Source organism: Sphaerisporangium dianthi (genome assembly GCF_042654065.1).
Lineage (GTDB): Bacteria > Actinomycetota > Actinomycetes > Streptosporangiales > Streptosporangiaceae > Sphaerisporangium > Sphaerisporangium dianthi.
Genome location: NZ_JBHSFP010000005.1, coordinates 264,841 through 282,855 on the forward strand (window position 1 = coordinate 264,841; position 18,015 = coordinate 282,855).

General features: G+C 70.5%; 12 protein-coding genes. 1 reads left to right on the plus strand and 11 read right to left on the minus strand.

The genetic code is table 11. The annotated features are described in order from the left end of the window. Positions 1–74: 74 nt before the first annotated feature. Together ACFO60_RS10925 and ACFO60_RS10930 are read right to left on the minus strand one after the other, a co-directional pair. Positions 75–1,157, minus strand: a complete 1,083-nt coding sequence (locus tag ACFO60_RS10925) for a GNAT family N-acetyltransferase (RefSeq protein ID WP_380839758.1) — start codon at positions 1,155–1,157, stop codon at positions 75–77. Positions 1,158–1,253: 96 nt separating this feature from the next. Beyond that, entirely contained in the window at positions 1,254–1,823 is a 570-nt protein-coding gene (locus ACFO60_RS10930; protein ID WP_380839759.1) for a hypothetical protein, read from the minus strand. A gap of 319 nt (positions 1,824–2,142) precedes the next feature. On the opposite strand from ACFO60_RS10930, the gene ACFO60_RS10935 reads away from it, so the two are divergent. Next, on the plus strand, positions 2,143–3,528 hold the full coding sequence (locus tag ACFO60_RS10935) for a GH39 family glycosyl hydrolase (protein ID WP_380839761.1): 1,386 nt from the start codon (positions 2,143–2,145) through the stop codon (positions 3,526–3,528). Positions 3,529–3,660: 132 nt separating this feature from the next. On the opposite strand, the gene ACFO60_RS10940 is transcribed toward ACFO60_RS10935, so the two are convergent. From ACFO60_RS10940 to ACFO60_RS10980, 9 genes are all read right to left on the minus strand, one after another. Continuing rightward, positions 3,661–6,813, minus strand: a complete 3,153-nt coding sequence (locus tag ACFO60_RS10940) for a hypothetical protein (protein ID WP_380839762.1) — start codon at positions 6,811–6,813, stop codon at positions 3,661–3,663. After that, positions 6,810–8,201, minus strand: a complete 1,392-nt coding sequence (locus tag ACFO60_RS10945) for a lipopolysaccharide biosynthesis protein (protein ID WP_380839763.1) — start codon at positions 8,199–8,201, stop codon at positions 6,810–6,812. Before ACFO60_RS10945 ends, ACFO60_RS10940 begins: the two co-directional genes overlap by 4 nt. A gap of 49 nt (positions 8,202–8,250) precedes the next feature. Continuing rightward, positions 8,251–9,051, minus strand: coding sequence for a polysaccharide deacetylase family protein (locus ACFO60_RS10950; protein ID WP_380839765.1), 801 nt, complete (start codon positions 9,049–9,051; stop codon positions 8,251–8,253). Positions 9,052–9,056: 5 nt separating this feature from the next. Further along, the gene (locus ACFO60_RS10955; RefSeq protein WP_380839766.1) at positions 9,057–10,043 is read right to left on the minus strand and encodes a glycosyltransferase family 2 protein; all 987 of its coding nucleotides are present in this window, start codon (positions 10,041–10,043) and stop codon (positions 9,057–9,059) included. A gap of 5 nt (positions 10,044–10,048) precedes the next feature. Then, positions 10,049–10,882 carry a glycosyltransferase family 2 protein gene (locus ACFO60_RS10960; protein WP_380839768.1) on the minus strand — a complete coding sequence of 278 codons (834 nt, stop codon included), beginning with the start codon at positions 10,880–10,882 and terminating at the stop codon, positions 10,049–10,051. A 143-nt stretch (positions 10,883–11,025) separates the two neighbouring features. Next, complete coding sequence (locus ACFO60_RS10965) at positions 11,026–12,039, minus strand: GNAT family N-acetyltransferase (RefSeq protein ID WP_380839770.1); 1,014 nt, start codon at positions 12,037–12,039, stop codon at positions 11,026–11,028. 735 nt (positions 12,040–12,774) lie between these two features. Next, on the minus strand, positions 12,775–14,538 hold the full coding sequence (locus ACFO60_RS10970; RefSeq protein ID WP_380839772.1) for an RNA polymerase sigma factor: 1,764 nt from the start codon (positions 14,536–14,538) through the stop codon (positions 12,775–12,777). 377 nt (positions 14,539–14,915) lie between these two features. After that, positions 14,916–16,721, minus strand: coding sequence for a substrate-binding and VWA domain-containing protein (locus ACFO60_RS10975; RefSeq protein ID WP_380839774.1), 1,806 nt, complete (start codon positions 16,719–16,721; stop codon positions 14,916–14,918). A gap of 626 nt (positions 16,722–17,347) precedes the next feature. Next, positions 17,348–17,986, minus strand: a complete 639-nt coding sequence (locus ACFO60_RS10980) for a cation efflux transmembrane domain-containing protein (protein WP_380839775.1) — start codon at positions 17,984–17,986, stop codon at positions 17,348–17,350. Positions 17,987–18,015: the final 29 nt, after the last annotated feature.

Consider the following 18,015-nt stretch of genomic DNA (forward strand, 5'->3'; position numbering starts at 1 on the left):
AGATGGAAGGTAGCGCATGGGAGCGAATTGGTGACCAGGTTATGCGCGCCTGTTACCCGGCTGGATGGGCGCCGTTACGAGGCGATGCTGGTGCGGATCTTACCGTAGGTCTTCAGGGCCAGGTCGGCGGTCTCGCGGAGCACCGAGTTGGCGAGGACCGTTCCACGGGCCTTCCGGACGGGCACGCGGACGAGCCAGTGCATTCCGGCCCCCGCGGTCGGCCGGGCGATGCGGCCCTCGGTGACCCACAGTTCCCCGGTCTTCAGCTTCTCCTTGTACTCCTTGTCGCCGCGGCCCATGTCGATGAGGCGGATGCCGGTCTCGGCGGCGCGCTCGGCCATCGCCAGGTGGTGGATCAGCCCGGGGGAGTACTTGGCGTAGGCCGGGTCGTAGGCGGGGAACCAGCCGGCGAGCGTCGTCTTGGTGCGCAGCCCGAAGTGCCCGGCCACGGGGCGTCCGTCGACGTAGATCATGTCGAGCTGCCCGCCGAAGTGCTCGGTGTCGATCTGGAGCAGGCTCTCCACCAGGCGCACGATCCACGGCCGGGCGAACCGGTCGGTGCGGCCGGTGCGGCGGTACTGGTCGGTCTTCCAGCCGAGCAGCGTGTGCAGCACGGCCTCGTCGGTCAGGCCGAAGTCATGGCGGAACTCGCCGAAGTCGCGCTGGAGCTTGCGCGTCTTGTACGCGGTGGACTTGTAGGTCTTGCCGGACACCCGCTTCAGCGTCTCGACGTAGGCCGGGTAGCCGTCGGACAGGTCGATGACCGGAGAGGGGTGACGGGTGTGCTTGGCGGGCACCAGCGGCTGGCCGGCCAGCAGGTGGTCGAACTCGAAGACCGCGAGCCCGCAGGCCTTCATCAGCTCGTGCGGGTCGAACTCGATGTCCTTGGCGTGGACCATGCCCTGGGCGTCGGTGAGCCCGGCGCCCACCGGCATGCCGATGCCGAGCTGGTGGCGCTCGAAGGGGAAGAAGCCCACGATGTCGGCGCCGTCGCTCAGGACGGCCACGCGCGCCTGCTCACGCACCCGGCCGGTCTCGAGGGTGAACTCGGGTGAGAGGAAGGGGTTGTCGAGTGCGGGGTCATCGGTCTGCAGGGCCCGCCAGCGGGCCGTCTCGGAGGGACCGAGCTCCCTAGGGTGGACGACGGTTATGCGCATGGGCTCCTACTGGGGTGTTCCCTGTGGCGTTGAGACGGCGCCTACGCCTTCTTCCCAGCTTGGTGCCTGCCATGTAATAGGGCGATAAAGATCGTATCACGGTGTGATTCGTGAATGGTGGTAGCGCTCCGGGTCCGCCCTGCGGCCGTTCGGGGCGGAGCCGTTCTCGATGCCCGGGCGCGGTCGCGGAACCTCCAGGCTCACCGCTTGCTCGCCGACGATGCGCTGCACGTCGATCGCCCCGGGGTCCCCCTCGGAGGCGCCGGGCACCTGGGAGGCGCCGAAGTGACCTCCTTTGGCCCACACCCGCATGCTGCCTTGCGCCGCGATCGACAGGGGGTAGGGAAGGGGAGGGCCGGCCGGCCATCGGCGGGGCACCCCCCAGGAGTCGAGCCACCCGAGGATGTCGTCCAGGCCGTCCATCTTGCTTTCGGTGAAGGGCTCCTCCACCGAGCCGAGCACGCGGATCTGGACGCACGCGCGGCCCTGCCGGTTGAGATGGCCCGGCAGGCCGCACGCCGCCCTGGTCGGCGACAGCGATTGGACGATCTGCCCGGTGACGGGATTCCACACCAGGTGGGCGGGGCGGGAGAGCTGGACGAGCCGCTGGGCCACCGACTTGGCCGACACCCTTTGGGGGTCGGTCCGCCAAATGAACCAGACCACCCGGGGAGCTCCTCCGGCCATCGGCCCGGAGTCCTCGAGAGCGGGAATTCGACTGGCGACGGGCAGCCATGCCTGGGCCACTGTGCCCCCTCAAATCCTCGGTCGCGGCTTTTATACCCCTTTCATGAAGCAGTTGACACCTTACGATCATTGATTCTTGGTAAGGCGCTCCTGGACCGACTTGCGGCGTTATTAGGGTTATGGGCGAGTCTCCTGGTGAGCGGGCGACCTGTGGGTGCGGCCCTGGACTGCACACGCCGAGGTCCGGGCAGTGGGAGCATTCAAGGGTCCTGCAAGCGGAGACGGATACGGTGACGGAGTGTTGGAGAACAGTGGCCGGCATGCTCGGCGTCGTTACGTCCCGCGGGGCCCCATCGCCATCGCGGCCGGCATCCTCGCCCTCGCCGCTGTTGTCGCGCTCCTGGCCATAGCCGCGCAGCGGGGCGGGGAACGGTCCGACGGCGTCGCGGCGACCATCATGGCCACTCCCGAGCCGCCGCCCACTCTCGAGCAGCCGCCCGTCGTGGACAGCTGGCCGCGCTGGGGCGTCACCCACACCCAGTACAGCGCCGACAACGAGAGCGCGTCGGTCCGCGCCAAGGTGGACGACCTGTTCGCCCGCGTCCCCATGCTGCAGAACCAGCACATCATGGGCTGGGGCGCGGGCAACCCCGAGCCCGCCCCCGGCAAGTACGACTTCCGCGACCTGGACCGCCGCGTGAAACTCCTCGCCGCCACCAAGGCCCAGCCCGTGCTGACGCTGTGCTGCGCCCCCGACTGGATGAAGGGCGGCTCCGAGGGCCGCACCAACTGGGGCAAGATCGAGGTCGCTCCCATGCGCGACCACTTCGGCGACTACGCCGCGCTCGCCGCCACCGTCGCCAAGCGCTACCCCACCGTGACCCACTACATGGTGTGGAACGAGTTCAAGGGCTTCTGGGACGACGCGCACAACGACTGGGACGTCGAGGCCTACACCGACCTGTACAACCAGGTCTACGACGCGCTGAAGGCCGTCAACCCCAAGATCCAGGTAGGCGGTCCGTACATCCCCGTCGACAGCCACGTCTCCAGCGCCAACGCCTCCGCACTGCGAGGTCCCTGGGGCGCCGTCGACCGCAGGAACCTCGCGAGCATCGACTACTGGCTCAAGCACAAGAAGGGCGCCGACTTCATCGTCGTCGACGGCTCCTCGGCCACCAACGACCGCGGGCTCGTCCCCGACGAGTTCACCGCGCTCAAGAAGTTCTCCGCCGTCACCACGTGGCTGCGGCAGCGCAGCGGCGACCTCCCGGTCTGGTGGGCCGAGTGGTACATCGCCCCGGACAACATCGACTGGGACGAGCAGCACCGCTCCGCCGTGCAGGCCGTCGCCATGATGGAGTTCGCCAGGAGCGGCGTGGCCAGCGCCCTGTACTGGAACCCGCAGCGCAAGGCGGGCGACGACTGCCCCGGATGCCTGTGGACGCCCGACGCGGGCGACGAGATGCCCATGGCCGGACTGCTCAGCGGCTTCACCCGCTGGTTCCCCGCCGGCGCGCAGCTGGTCGACCTGACCGTCTCCGACCCTCGGGTCCAGGTGCTCGCCGTCGGCGGGCAGATGCTCATGGTGAACACCTCGGCGACCGCCCTGTCCGTCACCGTCGACGGCAAGGCGTTCGAGCTCACCCCCTACGACGTCAAGTGGAGCGACCGCGGCCAGTGACGACCCGCTCTCGCGGCCGTCGCCCCGCTGGTCCAGGCGTGTTCGGACGAACGACGGCGGCCATGACGGAACCTCCGCCAGGCCGGCCGTCCAGGACGCCGCAGGGACGGACCGGCCATGGAGAACGCCGAGTCAGCCCGAGGTCAGGGTGAGGAAGCGTTCGACGATGACGGCCAGGGCGGTGGCGGTCATCAGCATGCCGAGGATCACCAGCTTCCGCCGGCCGCGCGGAGCGCGTTCGGTGCCGCGCAGCCTCGCCAGCTCCGCCGCGAACAGCGTCGAGACGGCCAGCGCCAGTGCCACGAGCCCGAACGGCGTCCACGGGGTCGAACGGTCGCCCACCATGGTCACGGGAGTCGGCGGCGGGATCTCCGACCCCTTCGGGTAGGTGCGCAGCGTGTAGATGGCGGCGTCCTGGTTGGAGTAGACGCGCCTGAGCTTCGTCGAGGCGTCGAGCTCGCCGCGGAAACGATCGCCCCACCCGGTGGGGAAGCCGTGGTTGAGCTCCAGGTACGCCGCCTGGCCGCGGGTGGCGATCAGAAACGTGTTCGGGGCCTTGCCGCGCAACGCCGTCAGCACCCCGGCGAGGTCGGACGGATCCTTGGTGACGAGCGCCTGGTCGTACTCGACCCGGTCGATGTCGCGCTCGCGCCACGGAATCGTGGGCGTGACCTCCTCGCCGAGGACCGGCACCAGGTAGAGCACCCGCGCGCTCGGCCTGTCGTGGGCGTACACGTAGTGCATGGCCGCGGCCTCGCCGGTCGTCACCCGCTCGAACTTCTCGTTGCCGTAGCGCGCCACCAGGAAGGCTCCGGCCAGCGCCAGGGCCGTCACCGCCGCGAGCACCGCCGAGACGCGCCGCGTCGTCCCCGGCGCGAACCGCATGGTGCGGCGGCGGATCGGCACGGTCTCGCCCTCGCGGGCGTCGGTCGTGTGCGCGGGCAGGTTCGGGAAGAACGCGTACGCGCCGAGGATGCACGCCGCGGGCAGCGCGAACATGTAGACCCGCAGGCCGATCTCGCCGCCGTAGCTCTGAAGGCCGAGCGCCAGCGTCGGGACGCACAGCAGCACCGCCGCTGCCCGGTCGCCGACGCCGCGCCGCAGCCGGCGCAGCAGCCCGATGGCCGCGCACAGCAGGATCAGCCCGCAGATGGACAGCCGCACCTTCAGCACGATGGCGTGCTGCGCGTCGGTGCCGACCAGCCGGTCACCGGTGTTCTCCTGCAGGTTGGCGAAGATCTTGCCGATGCCGCCGAACAGCTCGTCGATGCGGCCGCTCCAGAACGGCGTCGCCTGGTAGTTGATCCAGGCGATCACGATCAGCCCGAAGAAGACCGGCAGCGCGAGCGAGAGGGCGCTGCGGCGCAGCAGGATGAGCCCTGTCAGCGCCCCCAGCATCATGAACGGCGTGATCTGGTGGGTCGCCGTGGTGGCGATGAACAACCCGACCAGCAGCGTCAGCAGCACCACCCGGTCGGTCACCGTCGTCGGCCTGGCGGGCAGTTCCCCGGGCGCGAGCCTGTCGAGCCGGGCCAGCGCCCGGCGCAGGAAGCCCTTGGCCGGCAGCGGCGCCGTCCTCGGCTCGGCGCGGCCGAACCAGCGCATCAGGATGGCCACGAACACCAGGTAGAGCGCGAAGGTGAAGCCTTGCGGCGAGAAATAGTCCTGCCCGATCCACTGGACCAGGATGAACAGCAGCGCCGCGAACCAGCGGGCCCGGGTGGTCGCCACGATCTGGCGCAGGATCAGCACGAACGGCAGCAGGTAGAGCAGGTTGGACACCAGCGGCGTCCATTGCAGGACGGCCGCGGGGTCGTTCACGCCCGCGGCGCGCAGCACGAACCCGAACAGCGCGAAGAAGCCCGGCCAGGCGAAACGGGCGTCCAGGCCCGGTAGCGCCTCGCCGGCGCGGCCGATGTACTCGGCGAAGCCGGCGTGCACCCAGGCCGTGGGGAAGCGCGGCTCTGACTCGATCAGCGCCGCGGCGCCGTGCAGGGTGAAGGTGACCGCGGCGAGCTGGAACAGCAGCACGCCCTTGCGGTCGGTGTTCTGCGTCAGCGTCACGAAGAACGACACGATGATCAGTGCGATCGCGGCGAAGGCCGTGATCGGCAGGACGGAGATCAGCCCGAGCCCGTTGATCATGTCCAGGTCGACGCCGCGCATGGTGCCGTGCGGCACCCGGAGCGCCAGCACGTACATGGCCAGGCCCTCGAGGGTCAGCAGCGGCGGCAGCCACGACGCCGCGCTCGCCGCCATGCGCGACATCCGCGACGCCGCCACCACGCCGTCCCCGGTCGCGCCGGACGGAGCGGTCTGGGCAGGGGCGGCCGTCTCGGCAGGGGCGGCTGTCTCGGCGGGAGCGGCCGTGGCCTCGGCGGGCGGCAGGACGCCGTGGGGGCTGGGGGCGCCGGTGGGATGCCCGGCGACGCCGACGCGCGCCTTCGCGGCCTTCCGGGCCTTCCCGGGCACAGGCTGCCGGACGGGAGGCGTCGTTTCCAGGTCGGTCTCATCGTCGAGGACGGCCGCGTGGTCCCGGTGCGCCCTGTGGTCCAGGTCGCGTTCGGATTCGAGGTCTCGGCCGGCCCGGTGATCCTGGTCGCGTTCGAGTTCGGGGTCCTGGTCGGCCTTGTCGTCTTGGACGGCCTTGTGGCCGGAAGCCGGGTCGAGGGTCTCGTGCGCCTCCGCCGGGGCCTCGGGCGCCGTGGAGGCGCTGCCGGATCCGCCGGATCGCGAGGGCTCGTCCGTCTCGTCCGGTGCGGGGGGTGCCTGGACGGGGCGGGCGACGGCCTGCGGGCGCGGCGGGGGGAGCGGAAGCGAGATCACCTGGGTGGCGTCCTCGTCGGCGGGCTCGTCCGTCGCGTCCGGCTCCACGGGGGGTGCCTGGACGGCGCCGCTGCCGGCCTGCGGGCCCGGCGGCGCGAGCGGGAGCGAGATCACCTGCGTGGCGTCCTCGTCGACGGGCTCGCCCGCCCTGACCACCGTGTCGTCCGCGTCCGCAGTGTCGCCGACTGCTCTGTCGGCTTCTGCTGCGTCCGCGTCCGTCGTGTCCGCGTCCGTCGTGTCCGCGTTTGCTGTGTCGGCGTTCGCCGTGTCCGTGTCCGCGTTCGCCGTGTTCGTGTTCGTGTCCGCTGGGTCGGCGGCCTGTGGGGGCGCTGGGCGCGGCGGTGCGGAGGTGGCATCGGCGTCCGGGGGGGTGCCGGCGTCGAGGGCGTCGTCGTCCGCCGTTGGGGCGATCTTCGTCGCCGTCTCCTCTGTCACCTCGTCGCCCGCCCGTTGCCTCACGTAGACCATGATGCGGCCTCGGACGCCTCCCGCGCGCTCGACGATTGCGGCGTTTCTGGCTGATTGAGTATTTTGCGTAGTCCGGGGAGGATCAGCAGGGCGACCAGGAACTCGCTGAACAGCAGCCCGTACCCGACCGAGGTGATGCCCGTCACCGGCAGCAGGATGACCGACGACGACAGCACCAGCACCGCGAGGCCGATCTGGACGACGGCCAGCGTGCGGGCCTGGCTGCGGGCGCGCAGCGCGCTCAGGTAGATCTCGATCAGCACGCGCGGCAGCACCGCCACGGCCATCAGGCGCAGCAGCGGCGTCCCGTGCTCGGCGAAGCCGGGACCGAACACCGACAGGATGAGCGGAGCGGCCACGATGGTCACGGCCGACGCCGGAATGATGATCATGTACGCGCGGCGCATCGCCTGGCGGCAGTTGGCGGCGAGATTCGAGTGGTCGCCCGACCCCTCGACCGTGAGCGACGTGGCCATGTTGATGGCCAATAACTCGATCATCGCCCCCAGGGTCTGCGGGATGGAGAAATAGCCGAACAGCTCTCCGCTGACCCGCGAGGCGACGTACACCGGCAGGAAGTAGACGATGGCGAGGATCGAGAACGCCCCGGGGTAGTCCCCGGCCAGGAACCGCCCGATCTCGCGCAGCCGCGGAGGGCGAGAGCCCGCCGGCGCCAGTTTGGCGTGGCGCGGCACGAGCACGCCGAAGATGAAGAAGTTGATCGGAATGAGCGCGAGGGCCGTCGGGACGACCCATGAGACGTAGATGCCGTCGTCGGGCAGGGCTCCGGCCACCGCCACCAGCAGGCCCATCTTGACCAGGCCGAAGCAGAAGCTGTTCACCGGAACCCAGACGGCCTTGCGCATGCCGGCGAGCGCCACGTCCTGCAGCGTGAAGACCGACCAGACGGCCACCGACGCCAGGAAGAACAGGCCGGGACCGAGGCCCCCCAGGCTGGCGTAGTTCTCACCCCAGAACGGCAGCGTCAGCAGGAACGCGGTCGCCGCCACGAGAGCCGTCAGCGTGGCGATGAGATAGCCGCGCCCGATCAGCCCGCCGGTGCGCCTGCCCGCCACGGGAATGAACCGGGCCAGCGCGCCGGTCAGCCCCAGCGCCGTGAGCCCGGCGAACAGCCGCATCGCGGTGATCAGCGCCTGGCTGCGCCCGAAGTCCTCGGCGGAGTACAGCCGGGCGGCCAGCAGCCAGTAGCCCATGCCGAGCACCGCGGTCACTCCGGTGTTGGCCATCAGGGCGTACCCGTTGAGGAACAGCGGGTTGCGCAGGTCGCGAAGGAGTCGCCGCCACAGGACGGTCAATCTCCCGGCGGCCTCATCGGCGTCCGGACCTCCCGGCCTGTCGCCGGTCACTGTCGTCTTCATGGTCGCGTCACCCCCCTCATCGACGCGCGGCGTCTTCCCCGCGGTTACTTCACTCACGCCCGACCACGTGGCGCAGGCCGTACCTGGTGCGGCGCACCACGGCGTACCCCTTGGTCAGCGCGTGTTCCTTCAGGTAGATGATCGGCACGCCCCGCCCCTCGACGGCCTGCCGGAACCGGTTCATGGTCGTGGAGCGGCCCACGGTCAGCCGGGGCAGCGCCATCACGTCGTCGGCGTCGGAGGCCAGCGCGTTGGCCACCGCGCACGCCGCCCAGTAGCCGGCCTTGCGGACCTCCTTGCGCACGCGCGCGCTGGAGTAGCCGTACGGGTAGGCCATGGTCGCGACCGGCCGCCCCACCTTGTCCTCCAGCATGGCCTTGTTGCGGCGCAGTTCCTGGCGCAGCGGGGTCTCCGATAACTGGTCGAGCTGCGGGTGGCTGTGGCTGTGGCCCGCGATCTCGATGCCGCAGGACACGGCCTCGCGGGCCTGGCTCCAGCACAGCATCTTGTCCAGAGGGCGGCCGGCGGCGTCGTTCCCGGCGTCGCTCACCCACCCGCTGGTCAGGAACACCGTCGCCGGGAAGCCGAGCCGCTCGAGGACGGGCAGGGCCTCGCTGTGGAAGTCGGCGTACCCGTCGTCGAAGGTGACGACCACGGGCCGCTCGGGCACCGGCGCGCCGCCCGTGCCGTACAGGGTGGCCACCAGGTCGCCCAGCGTGAGCGGGGTGAACCCCCGGTCCTTCAGGTAGGTCATCTGGGACTCGAACACCGAAGGGCGGACCGCCAGCGGGCGGGTCGCGCTGTTCGGGCGGTCGGTCACCGAGTGGTACATCAGGATCGGCACGCGCATGGTGGTCACCGTTCGTGGTCGATGGTTCGTCCGGTCCGGTCGCCGCGCGCGCGAAGGCGCGCGGAGCCCACGGCGTACCCCCATGTGGTCCAGGCCAGGCCGGCGACGATCGCGCCCGCCCTGGCCAGCCCGGCCGGGTCGCCCCGCAGGGCGTCGGTCACGCCGCGCACGACGCCGAGCGGCAGCGTCTTCATGGCGTGGGCGCGCTCGCTCGACAGGCCGTCACCGGCGCCCACGCTCTGGGCGACCAGCGCCTTGGACAGCCCTTCGGCGTAGCACCGGGACCGGAAATAGCGGAACGTGGCCCGCGAGGCGGGCACGCGGTGGCCGATGACCGCCCGCGGCTCGAACATCATGATCGAACCGGGCTTGCGCTGGGAGAGCCGGATGCAGAACTCGGTCTCCTCGCAGCCCAGCGGACGGCTCTTGCGGCCCTGGACGCTGCGGCCGATGCCGGAGTGGAAACCTCCGACCTCGGCCACGAGCTCCCTGCGGAAGGCGGCGTTGCCGCCCATCACGTTGCGGATCTGCTTGCGTTCGGCGGGAAGCCCTCGGTAGGTGCACCCGATGGTCCAGTCGAACTCCTCGGGGAACCAGCGAGGCCGGTCACCGGTGTCCCACAAGGGCTTGGTGAGCCCGCCGACCCCGACCACCGTCGAGGAGCCGGAGGACCCGGCGGACATGCTCTCTTCGAAGGCCGCGAGCCAGTCGGCGTCCGCGACCGCGTCGTCGTCCAGGAACGCCACGACGTCACCGGTGGCGGTGGCCACCCCGGTGTTCTTGCCGCCGGACAGACCCCGCGCGTGGGTGTTCTCCACGACGATCGCGTCGGCGTACTCCCGCTTGAGCCGGAGGTGCAGCTCGGGGTTGTAGTCGACGACGAGGATCAGTTCGTGCGGCTGACGTCTCTGGCTGCGCACCGACTGCACGGCGGCCCTGATGTCGTCCCACCGTTCCTCGGTGTAGACGCAGATGACGACGGAGATGTCCATATCGGTTATGCCGCGCCCTGGTCCGCGGCGGGCTGGGCGGCCGCCGCGGGCGGGACCTCGATCAGCGGACGCCGCCACTCGCGGACGATGGTCTTGAGCACGCGCCAGCCGTCCCGGACGACGCGCAGGTTGCTCTCGCCGTGGATGCGGTTGCGCTCGTGGCTCGGCACCTCGTGCACGCGCAGGCCGGCCTTGGCGGCCCTGATGTTGAGCAGGGTCTCGACCTCGAAGCCTTCGCAGTCGAGGTCCAGGACGTCCAGGTGGCGCGCCCAGAAGGCGTTGTAGCCGTAGCACAGGTCGGTGTAGCGGGTGCCGTAGATCCAGTTGACCAGCGTGCGCAGGACGCTGTTGCCGAGCCGGCGGCTGATCGTGAGGTCGTCGCTGCCGCCTCCGCTGGCGTAGCGGGAGCCCTTGACGAAGTCGGCTCCGGTGACCAGCGCCCCGACGAAGTGGATGATCTCGCGGCCGTCCGTCGATCCGTCGGCGTCGATCATGACGATGATGTCGCCGGTGGCCGCGGCGAAGCCGGCGCTCAGGGCGTCGCCCTTGCCCTTGCCGCGCTGCTGCACGACGCGGAGGTTCGGCCGCAGGCGGCGGGCCACCGCCACGGTGTCGTCGGTCGAGTTGCCGTCCACCAGGATGACCTCGTGGATCCAGTGCGGCAGCGTGGCGAAAACGTGCGGAAGGTTCTCCGCTTCGTTCATGGCCGGTACGACCACGCTCACCGTCGGCGAAATGGCCAGGTGGGGAGTAAGAGGGGTGAAACGGTCCACTGTCGGCAGTGGCCTCAGCGAGTGAAGCTGAGTTTTCCCGTTGTGCTTGGTGATCTCGGGACTCATTTCGAGGGATGTCCTTCCGGGCGGTCTGACATCGGCGGCGACTGCCAACAGGACCGGCGCGACTGGACGGAGAGGGGTTTCTCCGTCCCGGTCAGAGCAGTAGAGGGTGTGCTGTGCTGTGCTGTTCGGTGCGGGGGAGTCTTTCAGCGCGCCCCCGAGGGTTCCTTTTCGGCGGGTTCGGGCTGGAGGGAGGTGCGCACCCGGCCGAAGCCCTTCAGCAGCCGGTCGGCCAGCCGGTAGAGCGACGGGCGATCGACCACGATGTTGCGGGCCTTGTTCACAGGGGTGCGGCCCATCCAGTGGACGGCGGCCGCCGCCGAGGGGCGGGACACCCGCCCTTCGGCGACGTGGATGACGTCGTTCTTCAGCCAGCCCTTGTACTCCCGGCCCCCCTTGCCCATGTCGACCTGGCCCAGGCCGTGGGACGCGGCCTGCTCGGCCATGCGCAAGTGGTGCATTATCCCTGGGGAGTACCGGGCGAACTCGGGGTCGTAGGCCGGGAACCACCCGACCAGCGTGTTGTGGGTTCGCAGGCCGAAGTGGCCGGCCACCGGGGTGTCCCCGGCGTACAGCATGGTCAGCACTCCGCCGAACGACGGCGAGTCGGAGGCGTGCATCTCGTCGATGAGCTCGACGATCCATGGTTGGGCGAACCGGTCGACCCGGCCGGTCCGGCGGTACTGGTCGGACTTCCAGCTGGTCAACGTGCGCATCGACTCGGGATCGGTGGCACACCACTCAAGGCGGATGTCGCCATGCTCGCGTGCGAGCTTGCGTTCCTTGTAGCGGACCGTCTTGTAGTTCTTGGGAGAGTTCGTCCGGACGTGCTCGATATAGGCGTCGAAGCCGCCGGTGAGGTCCATCATCGGCACCGGACGCACCGCGGACTCGTGGGGCGCCCAGGTGGGCTGCCCGGCGACCATGTGGTCGAAGTCGAAGACCGAAAGACCGCACGCGCGCAGGATCTCGCGCGCGGAGATGTCGAGGCCGGGCACGGCGATCAGGCCGTGGCAGGTGGTCAGCCAGCTGCCGAGGGGTTTGCCGATGCCGAAGGCGTGCCGTTCGAACGGCAGGAACCCCACCACCTCGCCGCCGTCCTCGATGACGGCGACGCGGACGTACGAACGGAGCCGGCCGAGGGCCAGGGTGAATTCCACGGAAAGAAAAGGATTGTCCAGTGACGGCGTGGCGCGCTGGAGTTCGCGCCATCGTGCGAGTTCGGCCTTCCCCAACTCGGGAGGCCGAACGACCGTGACTTTCACCTTGACCCGGCCCCCTGTTCGGCGCGCACGTTGCCGTTCCCCCGGTACAGAGACCGAAGCACCCACATAAATCCACCGAGCACCGCGACGGTGGCCACACCCGCACGGGGAGACCACGCGTCGAACATGAGCATGGCCTCGGCTAGTAAAACGTTTACAACGAGACTCGCCGCAGCGCCCACCGTTAGTGCCGCGAGAGGGTCACGATCACGCAACAGTCCGACGACCGAGGCCCCGGGGACCACCAGAAGGAAGAGCGGGACCAGGACCACACGCGCCGGCGTGTGGATGTCGGCCAGGGCGATCACCGCCCCCACGGCGCACGCCACCGCCAGCACCCATGTGAGTACTGTCCTGTTCCTACGCATTCTCTCCTGGCTCCGCTGGTCAAGGCTGAGTAAAGGCCTGGTTGATCGCTCATCTCATAGGATCAACCACGCCACGCGAACGTCAATGCCGACGCCTCAACCCCCTCGAGGGTTTACAACGCCGAGGGCAAGAACCATAGCGCGGCCGATCAGGACCGGCCGCGCCAATGACTGTTGCCCCCGAGGCCCATGGGACGGCAGAGACTGGGGGGTATACACAAGGTACTATCCGTTCGCCCCAAGTGTGGACTCGGTGCCGGAATCAGGTGATCTCGGCGTCCGCCTGTTCGCTCGGAGTCGCCGAGTCCGACGGCTCGGACGTGGGCGGGTCGTCGTCGGGCGGCGGATCGGAGGCGGGCGGCGGGTCCTGGGCCTCCCACGAGATCGCGCACGTCGGGCCGCCGGTCGCCGATCGGAAGGTCACCGAGCCCTGACCGGCCGCCTCGGGAGCGGAGACCACGACCGAGATCCTCTGCTTGACGCCCGCCTTCAGCGTGCCCGACACGGGGGAGACCGACAACGCGCCGGTCACTGCGGCCGTCCAGGCCACACTCGCGTTGCGCGCGGAGATGAGGATCTCACCCGCGTCGTCCCCGCCGAAGGCCCCCGGACAGGAGACCACGAGCCGCGCGGCCGGAACGGGCGGCCGGGACGTCGGCGCCCGGGAGGGTGAGGCGGGCGCCGACGTGGCCGCCGGGGCGGCGGCGGACGCGCGGGGCGGCGCCGGTGGTGAGGGCGTCGAGCGCACCTTGGCGGACGGCGTGGGGGCGGGGGCGGCGGAGGTCGCCTCGTCGGTGGGCGCGGGGCCGTAGCTGATCTGCAGCTCCCCGGGAGTGCGGCTGGGGAAGCGCAGCGTCTGGGACGGCCCGCCCGGGTTGGAGGAGTCCTGCCCGGACGCGACGACCATAGCGCCGGTGGCCAGCAGCACACAGGCGATGGTGGCGAAGACGGGCGTGGACCTGCGGGTGATCTTGCGGGCGGCCGGCGCACCGCGCCTGCGCGCCGTGCCGCCCCTCACCCTGCCAGAGCCCACGCCCGTCTCGTCATGTGCCCCGGCCACGCCGTGCCGGGGGGTTCCGGCATGGGCGGCGCCCATGCCGTAGTAAGGGGTCTCGGCCTGGTCCGCGGTGGGGCGGCGCTCGTCGCGTGCCGCCCGCCGCTCGCCCTTGGCGCGGCGCTCGGCCGCCGCCGCCGGGGGGAAGCCGTTCTTGTCGAACCCGTCGGCCAACGCCATGATCGCCGTCCGCGCCTCGTCGTGCCGCGGACGGGCGCACGACTCCGCGACCCGCCGCCGCAGCGACAGGGGAGGGAACGCCACGGGCATGGATTCCAGCAGCCGCTCGGCCGACACCCGGCGGCGCCGGCCCTCGGTGCACTCCTTGCAGCCGATGATGTGCCGGGTGATGCGCCGCCTCAGTTGCTGCGGCAGCGGGCCTTCGATGGAGTCGAGCAGGGCCGACAGGTCGGGACAGTGGGCGCGGCCGCTCCTGGCGAGGATCACGGCGGCGGCGGCGTTCTCCAGGTGGTCGCGGGCCCGCGTGAGGCGCGCCCCGGTCTGCCTGGAGGTGAGCCCGAGCACGGTGCCGATCTCGGAGCCGGTCAGCCCGTGCCGGACGCCCAGGACGAGCGCGTCGCGCTCCTTGGGCCCGAGCTCGTCCAGGGACTCGCGCACGATCTCCGCCAGCTCGGGGTCCTCCTCGTGCTCCGGCAGGAACGGCTCGGTGAAGGCGCCGTGCGCCGGCGTCCGGCCGCGGCGGGTGCCGCACTGGTAGCGCGTCAGCGCGTACAGCCAGGCGCGCAGGCGGGCGGGTTCCCGCAGCACGCCGATGCGGCCGTGGGCGGTGACGAAGGCGTCGTGCACGGAGTCGGCCGCGGCGTCGGTGTCGTGCAGCAGTGAATGGGCATAGTCGTTCAGTCGATCGGCATAGGCGTCGTAGAGGCCGTCCGCCGCGCGGTCGTCCGCTTGGCGCAGAGCCTCATACAGCCGCTGGTCGTCGGCACGGCCGACGGTCGGCCATCCGGGCACGAATCTTCCTCCCCGCAGGACGGGTACCTGGCTTCCGGTCACGCACGATCGCGAGAATTTCCCCTGCCCGCGCCAGGCCCCACACGCGTAGGACGTCCGTTTCCCACAACGGGTTCACCCGGAAATGAACAATAATCAGGCGGTATGACCTGGGAAAATAGAGGTGGAGGGGTCTGCTGGCACCTCTGTGACGCAAGGGTGAGAAGAGGTGGACAATCCCCACCGTATAGGCCGGTTCCGGTGACGGAGCGTGGCCGTCCGGCCTTTCGGGACGGTCCGCGGGGTCGCCCTCGCGGCGATCTTCCGTCCTGCCCGATAAATGAGAAACGCCCGATCCCGGGCCCTTGCGGGACCGGGATCGGGCGCCTGAGGCGCGTCTACTGCTGCTGCGTGCTGCCATTGCAGTTCGGGGCGCAGAGGCGGCGTGAGATGCCTTCCAGGAAGACCTTGCGGATCTCCAGGGCGTTGTTCGGGAAGAACGCCTGCCCCTGGGTCGCCTTGGCGATCGCCTGCATCTGGCGCCGGCCCGCCGCGTCGTCGGCGCCGAGGGCGATGATGATGACGCTGATCGGCTGGGTCTCGTCGAACTCCTGCCGGAGCTTCTTGAGGATCGCCGAGTTGCTGAGGCCGCCCTCGGGGTCGTCGTTGCCGACTCCGTCGGTGAAGACGAGGATCGTATTGATCTTGTCGGCCTCGTACTCCGCCTTCATCTTGTCGTAGGCGGCGGCCAGCGAGTCGTTGAGGCCGGTGTCCCCGGTCGGCTTGGCCTTGATCTGGGCCAGCGACCGTGAGATGACCTCTCTGCGGGTGACGCCGTTCAGCTTGCCCCCGACGGGCCCGACGGGCACGGCCTCGCGGTAGTCGACGCCCTTGCCGTTCAGGTTGGTGGAGAAGACCCAGGTGCCGATCTCGGTCTTGTCCGGGAAGAGCTTCAGCCCTTCGATGGCCGTCTGGGCGATCAGGCGCATGCGGTCGCCCGGCGCGCCGACCGCCGGCAGCGCCATGGTGCCCGAGATGTCGAGCAGGGCCAGCAGCCGCCCGCCCAGCTTCAGCCGGGACCACGCCTGCGACAGCCTGACCACCGTCGCCGCCTCCGGGATCTTCATGACCCGGGGCGCCGCCGAGTTGAGCCCGTTGGCCTGGCTGATCGCGCTTCCGCCCTTGCCGTCGGGCGTGCGGAAGCCGAACTCGCGGATGATCTTCTTGGCGTCGGCGCCCGTCAGCGCGGCGGCGAACTGCTGCGCGGCCTGCCGCTTCGCCTGGTCCTTGGCGGTGACGACGACCGGGTAGTCGAGACTGATCGTCCCCTCGGCCGGGTAGAGCGCGACGACCTCGCCCGGCTTGCTCTTGGCGTTGTACGCCCAGATCCCCTGCTCGGAGGCGATGCCGATCGGAGCCCGCGCGGACTGCTTGGCCATGGTGGCGAACATGTTGGCCGGCGAGTTCACCGCGTTCTCGGAGAGCTGCCTGAGCACGCCGACGAGCTGGTCCTCGCCCGCGCCCGACGCCTGCAGCACCCCCGACCCGGCCAGCAGGGCGCTCAGCCCGGCGGCGTTGAGCGTGGGGTCCAGCGGCAGCACGCGGATCTTGCGGCCGAGGCCCTCAGGGGTCGCGGCGTTCGCCGCGGACATCAGGCCGCTCCAGCTCGGCTCGCCGAAGGCGCTGCGCAGCTTCTCGACGACGGGCTTGGGCGCGGCCAGCACCACGGGGGAGCGGGCGATCGAGCCGACCGGCGCGGGGACGCCCTCGCCCTTGGGGTTGGCGCGCAGCTTGGCGACCCACAGGCTGGAGTCGGGGATCCACACGTCGCCGTCGAACTTGCCGGTGGTCGCCCCGGTGCCCGCGATCGAGTTGGTGACCCCTGCCGGGTCGCTCTCGGCGACCGTGACCTCGACGCACGTGCCGTCGGCCGGTGCGGGCCTCTTGTTGAAACCGGCTGCGATCTTGCTGATCGCCGGCTCGATGTCAGGGGAGGCCACCACTTTGAGCGCGATCTTGCCCTCACCGCACGCCTTGTCGCGGCTCATGATCACATAGGCGGCGACGCCCAGCAGCACGGCGAGCGCCACGGCGCCCGCCAGAGGCACCAGCACCTTGCCCCGGCCCGAACGGCGTCGGCCTGAGGGCTCGTGATAAGGGTTGTAGCCGCCCTCAAGCTCGTCTGTCCGGTGGCGTCCACCCACGATGTCCTCTTAGATGTCGATCTTCTGGGAGCGTGGCGCGCTTCGCAGCGACCATATAGGGAGATGTCGGGTAATGCTTACGGAACCATAGCGTCAAGCCTTATACCGGCAAAACCGATCATTTGCTGCGGTGATGACCGGAGTCGCGGGACGATCCGGGGATAATCCGCCCATCTTGGGTGCAGATTTCGCGATACATCTTGACGTACGGCGAACGCGATGTATCGTGATCCGACATAACGCGATATTTCATGCTCGGTCGCTGAGGGCCGTACGGGGGCCGGGGGCGGCCCGTGGCAGGGGGTGACACTCGTGTCAACGCTCGCCGTGACGCGCGGCACACCGGAGACGGCAGGCGAGGCGGCCGAGAGGGCCGGGCCTCCTCACCTGGCGGCTGAGCAGCGGTTCCGCCCGCAGGAAGGGCCGCGGAGGCCCGATCTGCTGCTGATCGAGGCCGACCACCCCGGCTGCCCGGACGAGGTGCGGCGCGCGCTCAGGGAATCGGACTGTGTGCGCGAGGTCGCCATCGCCGGGCGGGTGTGCCGGGCGATCGCCGACCCCGGCACCGCGCCGCTGGTGGCCGCCGCGCTGCGCGCCCAGGGCCTCCAGCTCGCCGTGGTCATCGTTCAGTGGCGGCAGGAATGGCCGCGCCACGCCTTGCCGCCCTCGCGCACCGCCACCACCGCGAGCGCGACGGCGACGACCGGATCGAGCCACCACCAGCCGAAGGAGGTGGCGGTGAGCCCCGCCAGCACCCCGGCGGCCATCAGGGCGCACAGCATGTTCTGGGTGCCCTCGCCCATGGTGGCCGCAGAGCCCAGGCGCGCGCCGAGCCGGCGCTTGGCGAGCCCGAGCAGCGGCATGCTGACCAGGCTGATCGTCGTGACGGCGATGCCCAGCGCCGTGGGCGCCGGCCGCTGACCCTCGCGCAGGTCCCAGAGCACGTGGGCCACCAGATAGGGCGCGAGCACCCAGAAACTGACCGCCACGGCCCGCTGCGCGCGCAGCTCGGCGGTGGCGGAGTGGAGCCGGCGCCCGGTGAAGCGCCAGATCACGATGACGCTCGCCAGCGCCTCGACCAGCGAAGCCCACCCCCAGCCGATCAGCGCCACCGAGTGGGCCGACAGGCCGGCCGCGAGGCCGAGGGAGCTCTCGGCGCCGAGCCAGGCCAGCGTGGCGACCGAGAGGCGCCTGGCCTGGCGCGCGTCACGCAGGAACGCGGGCGGAGCGGAGGGGCGCACCTCCGTACCCGGATCTGGCACCATGGCCCCCGATCGTGTAGAAGCCGACCTGA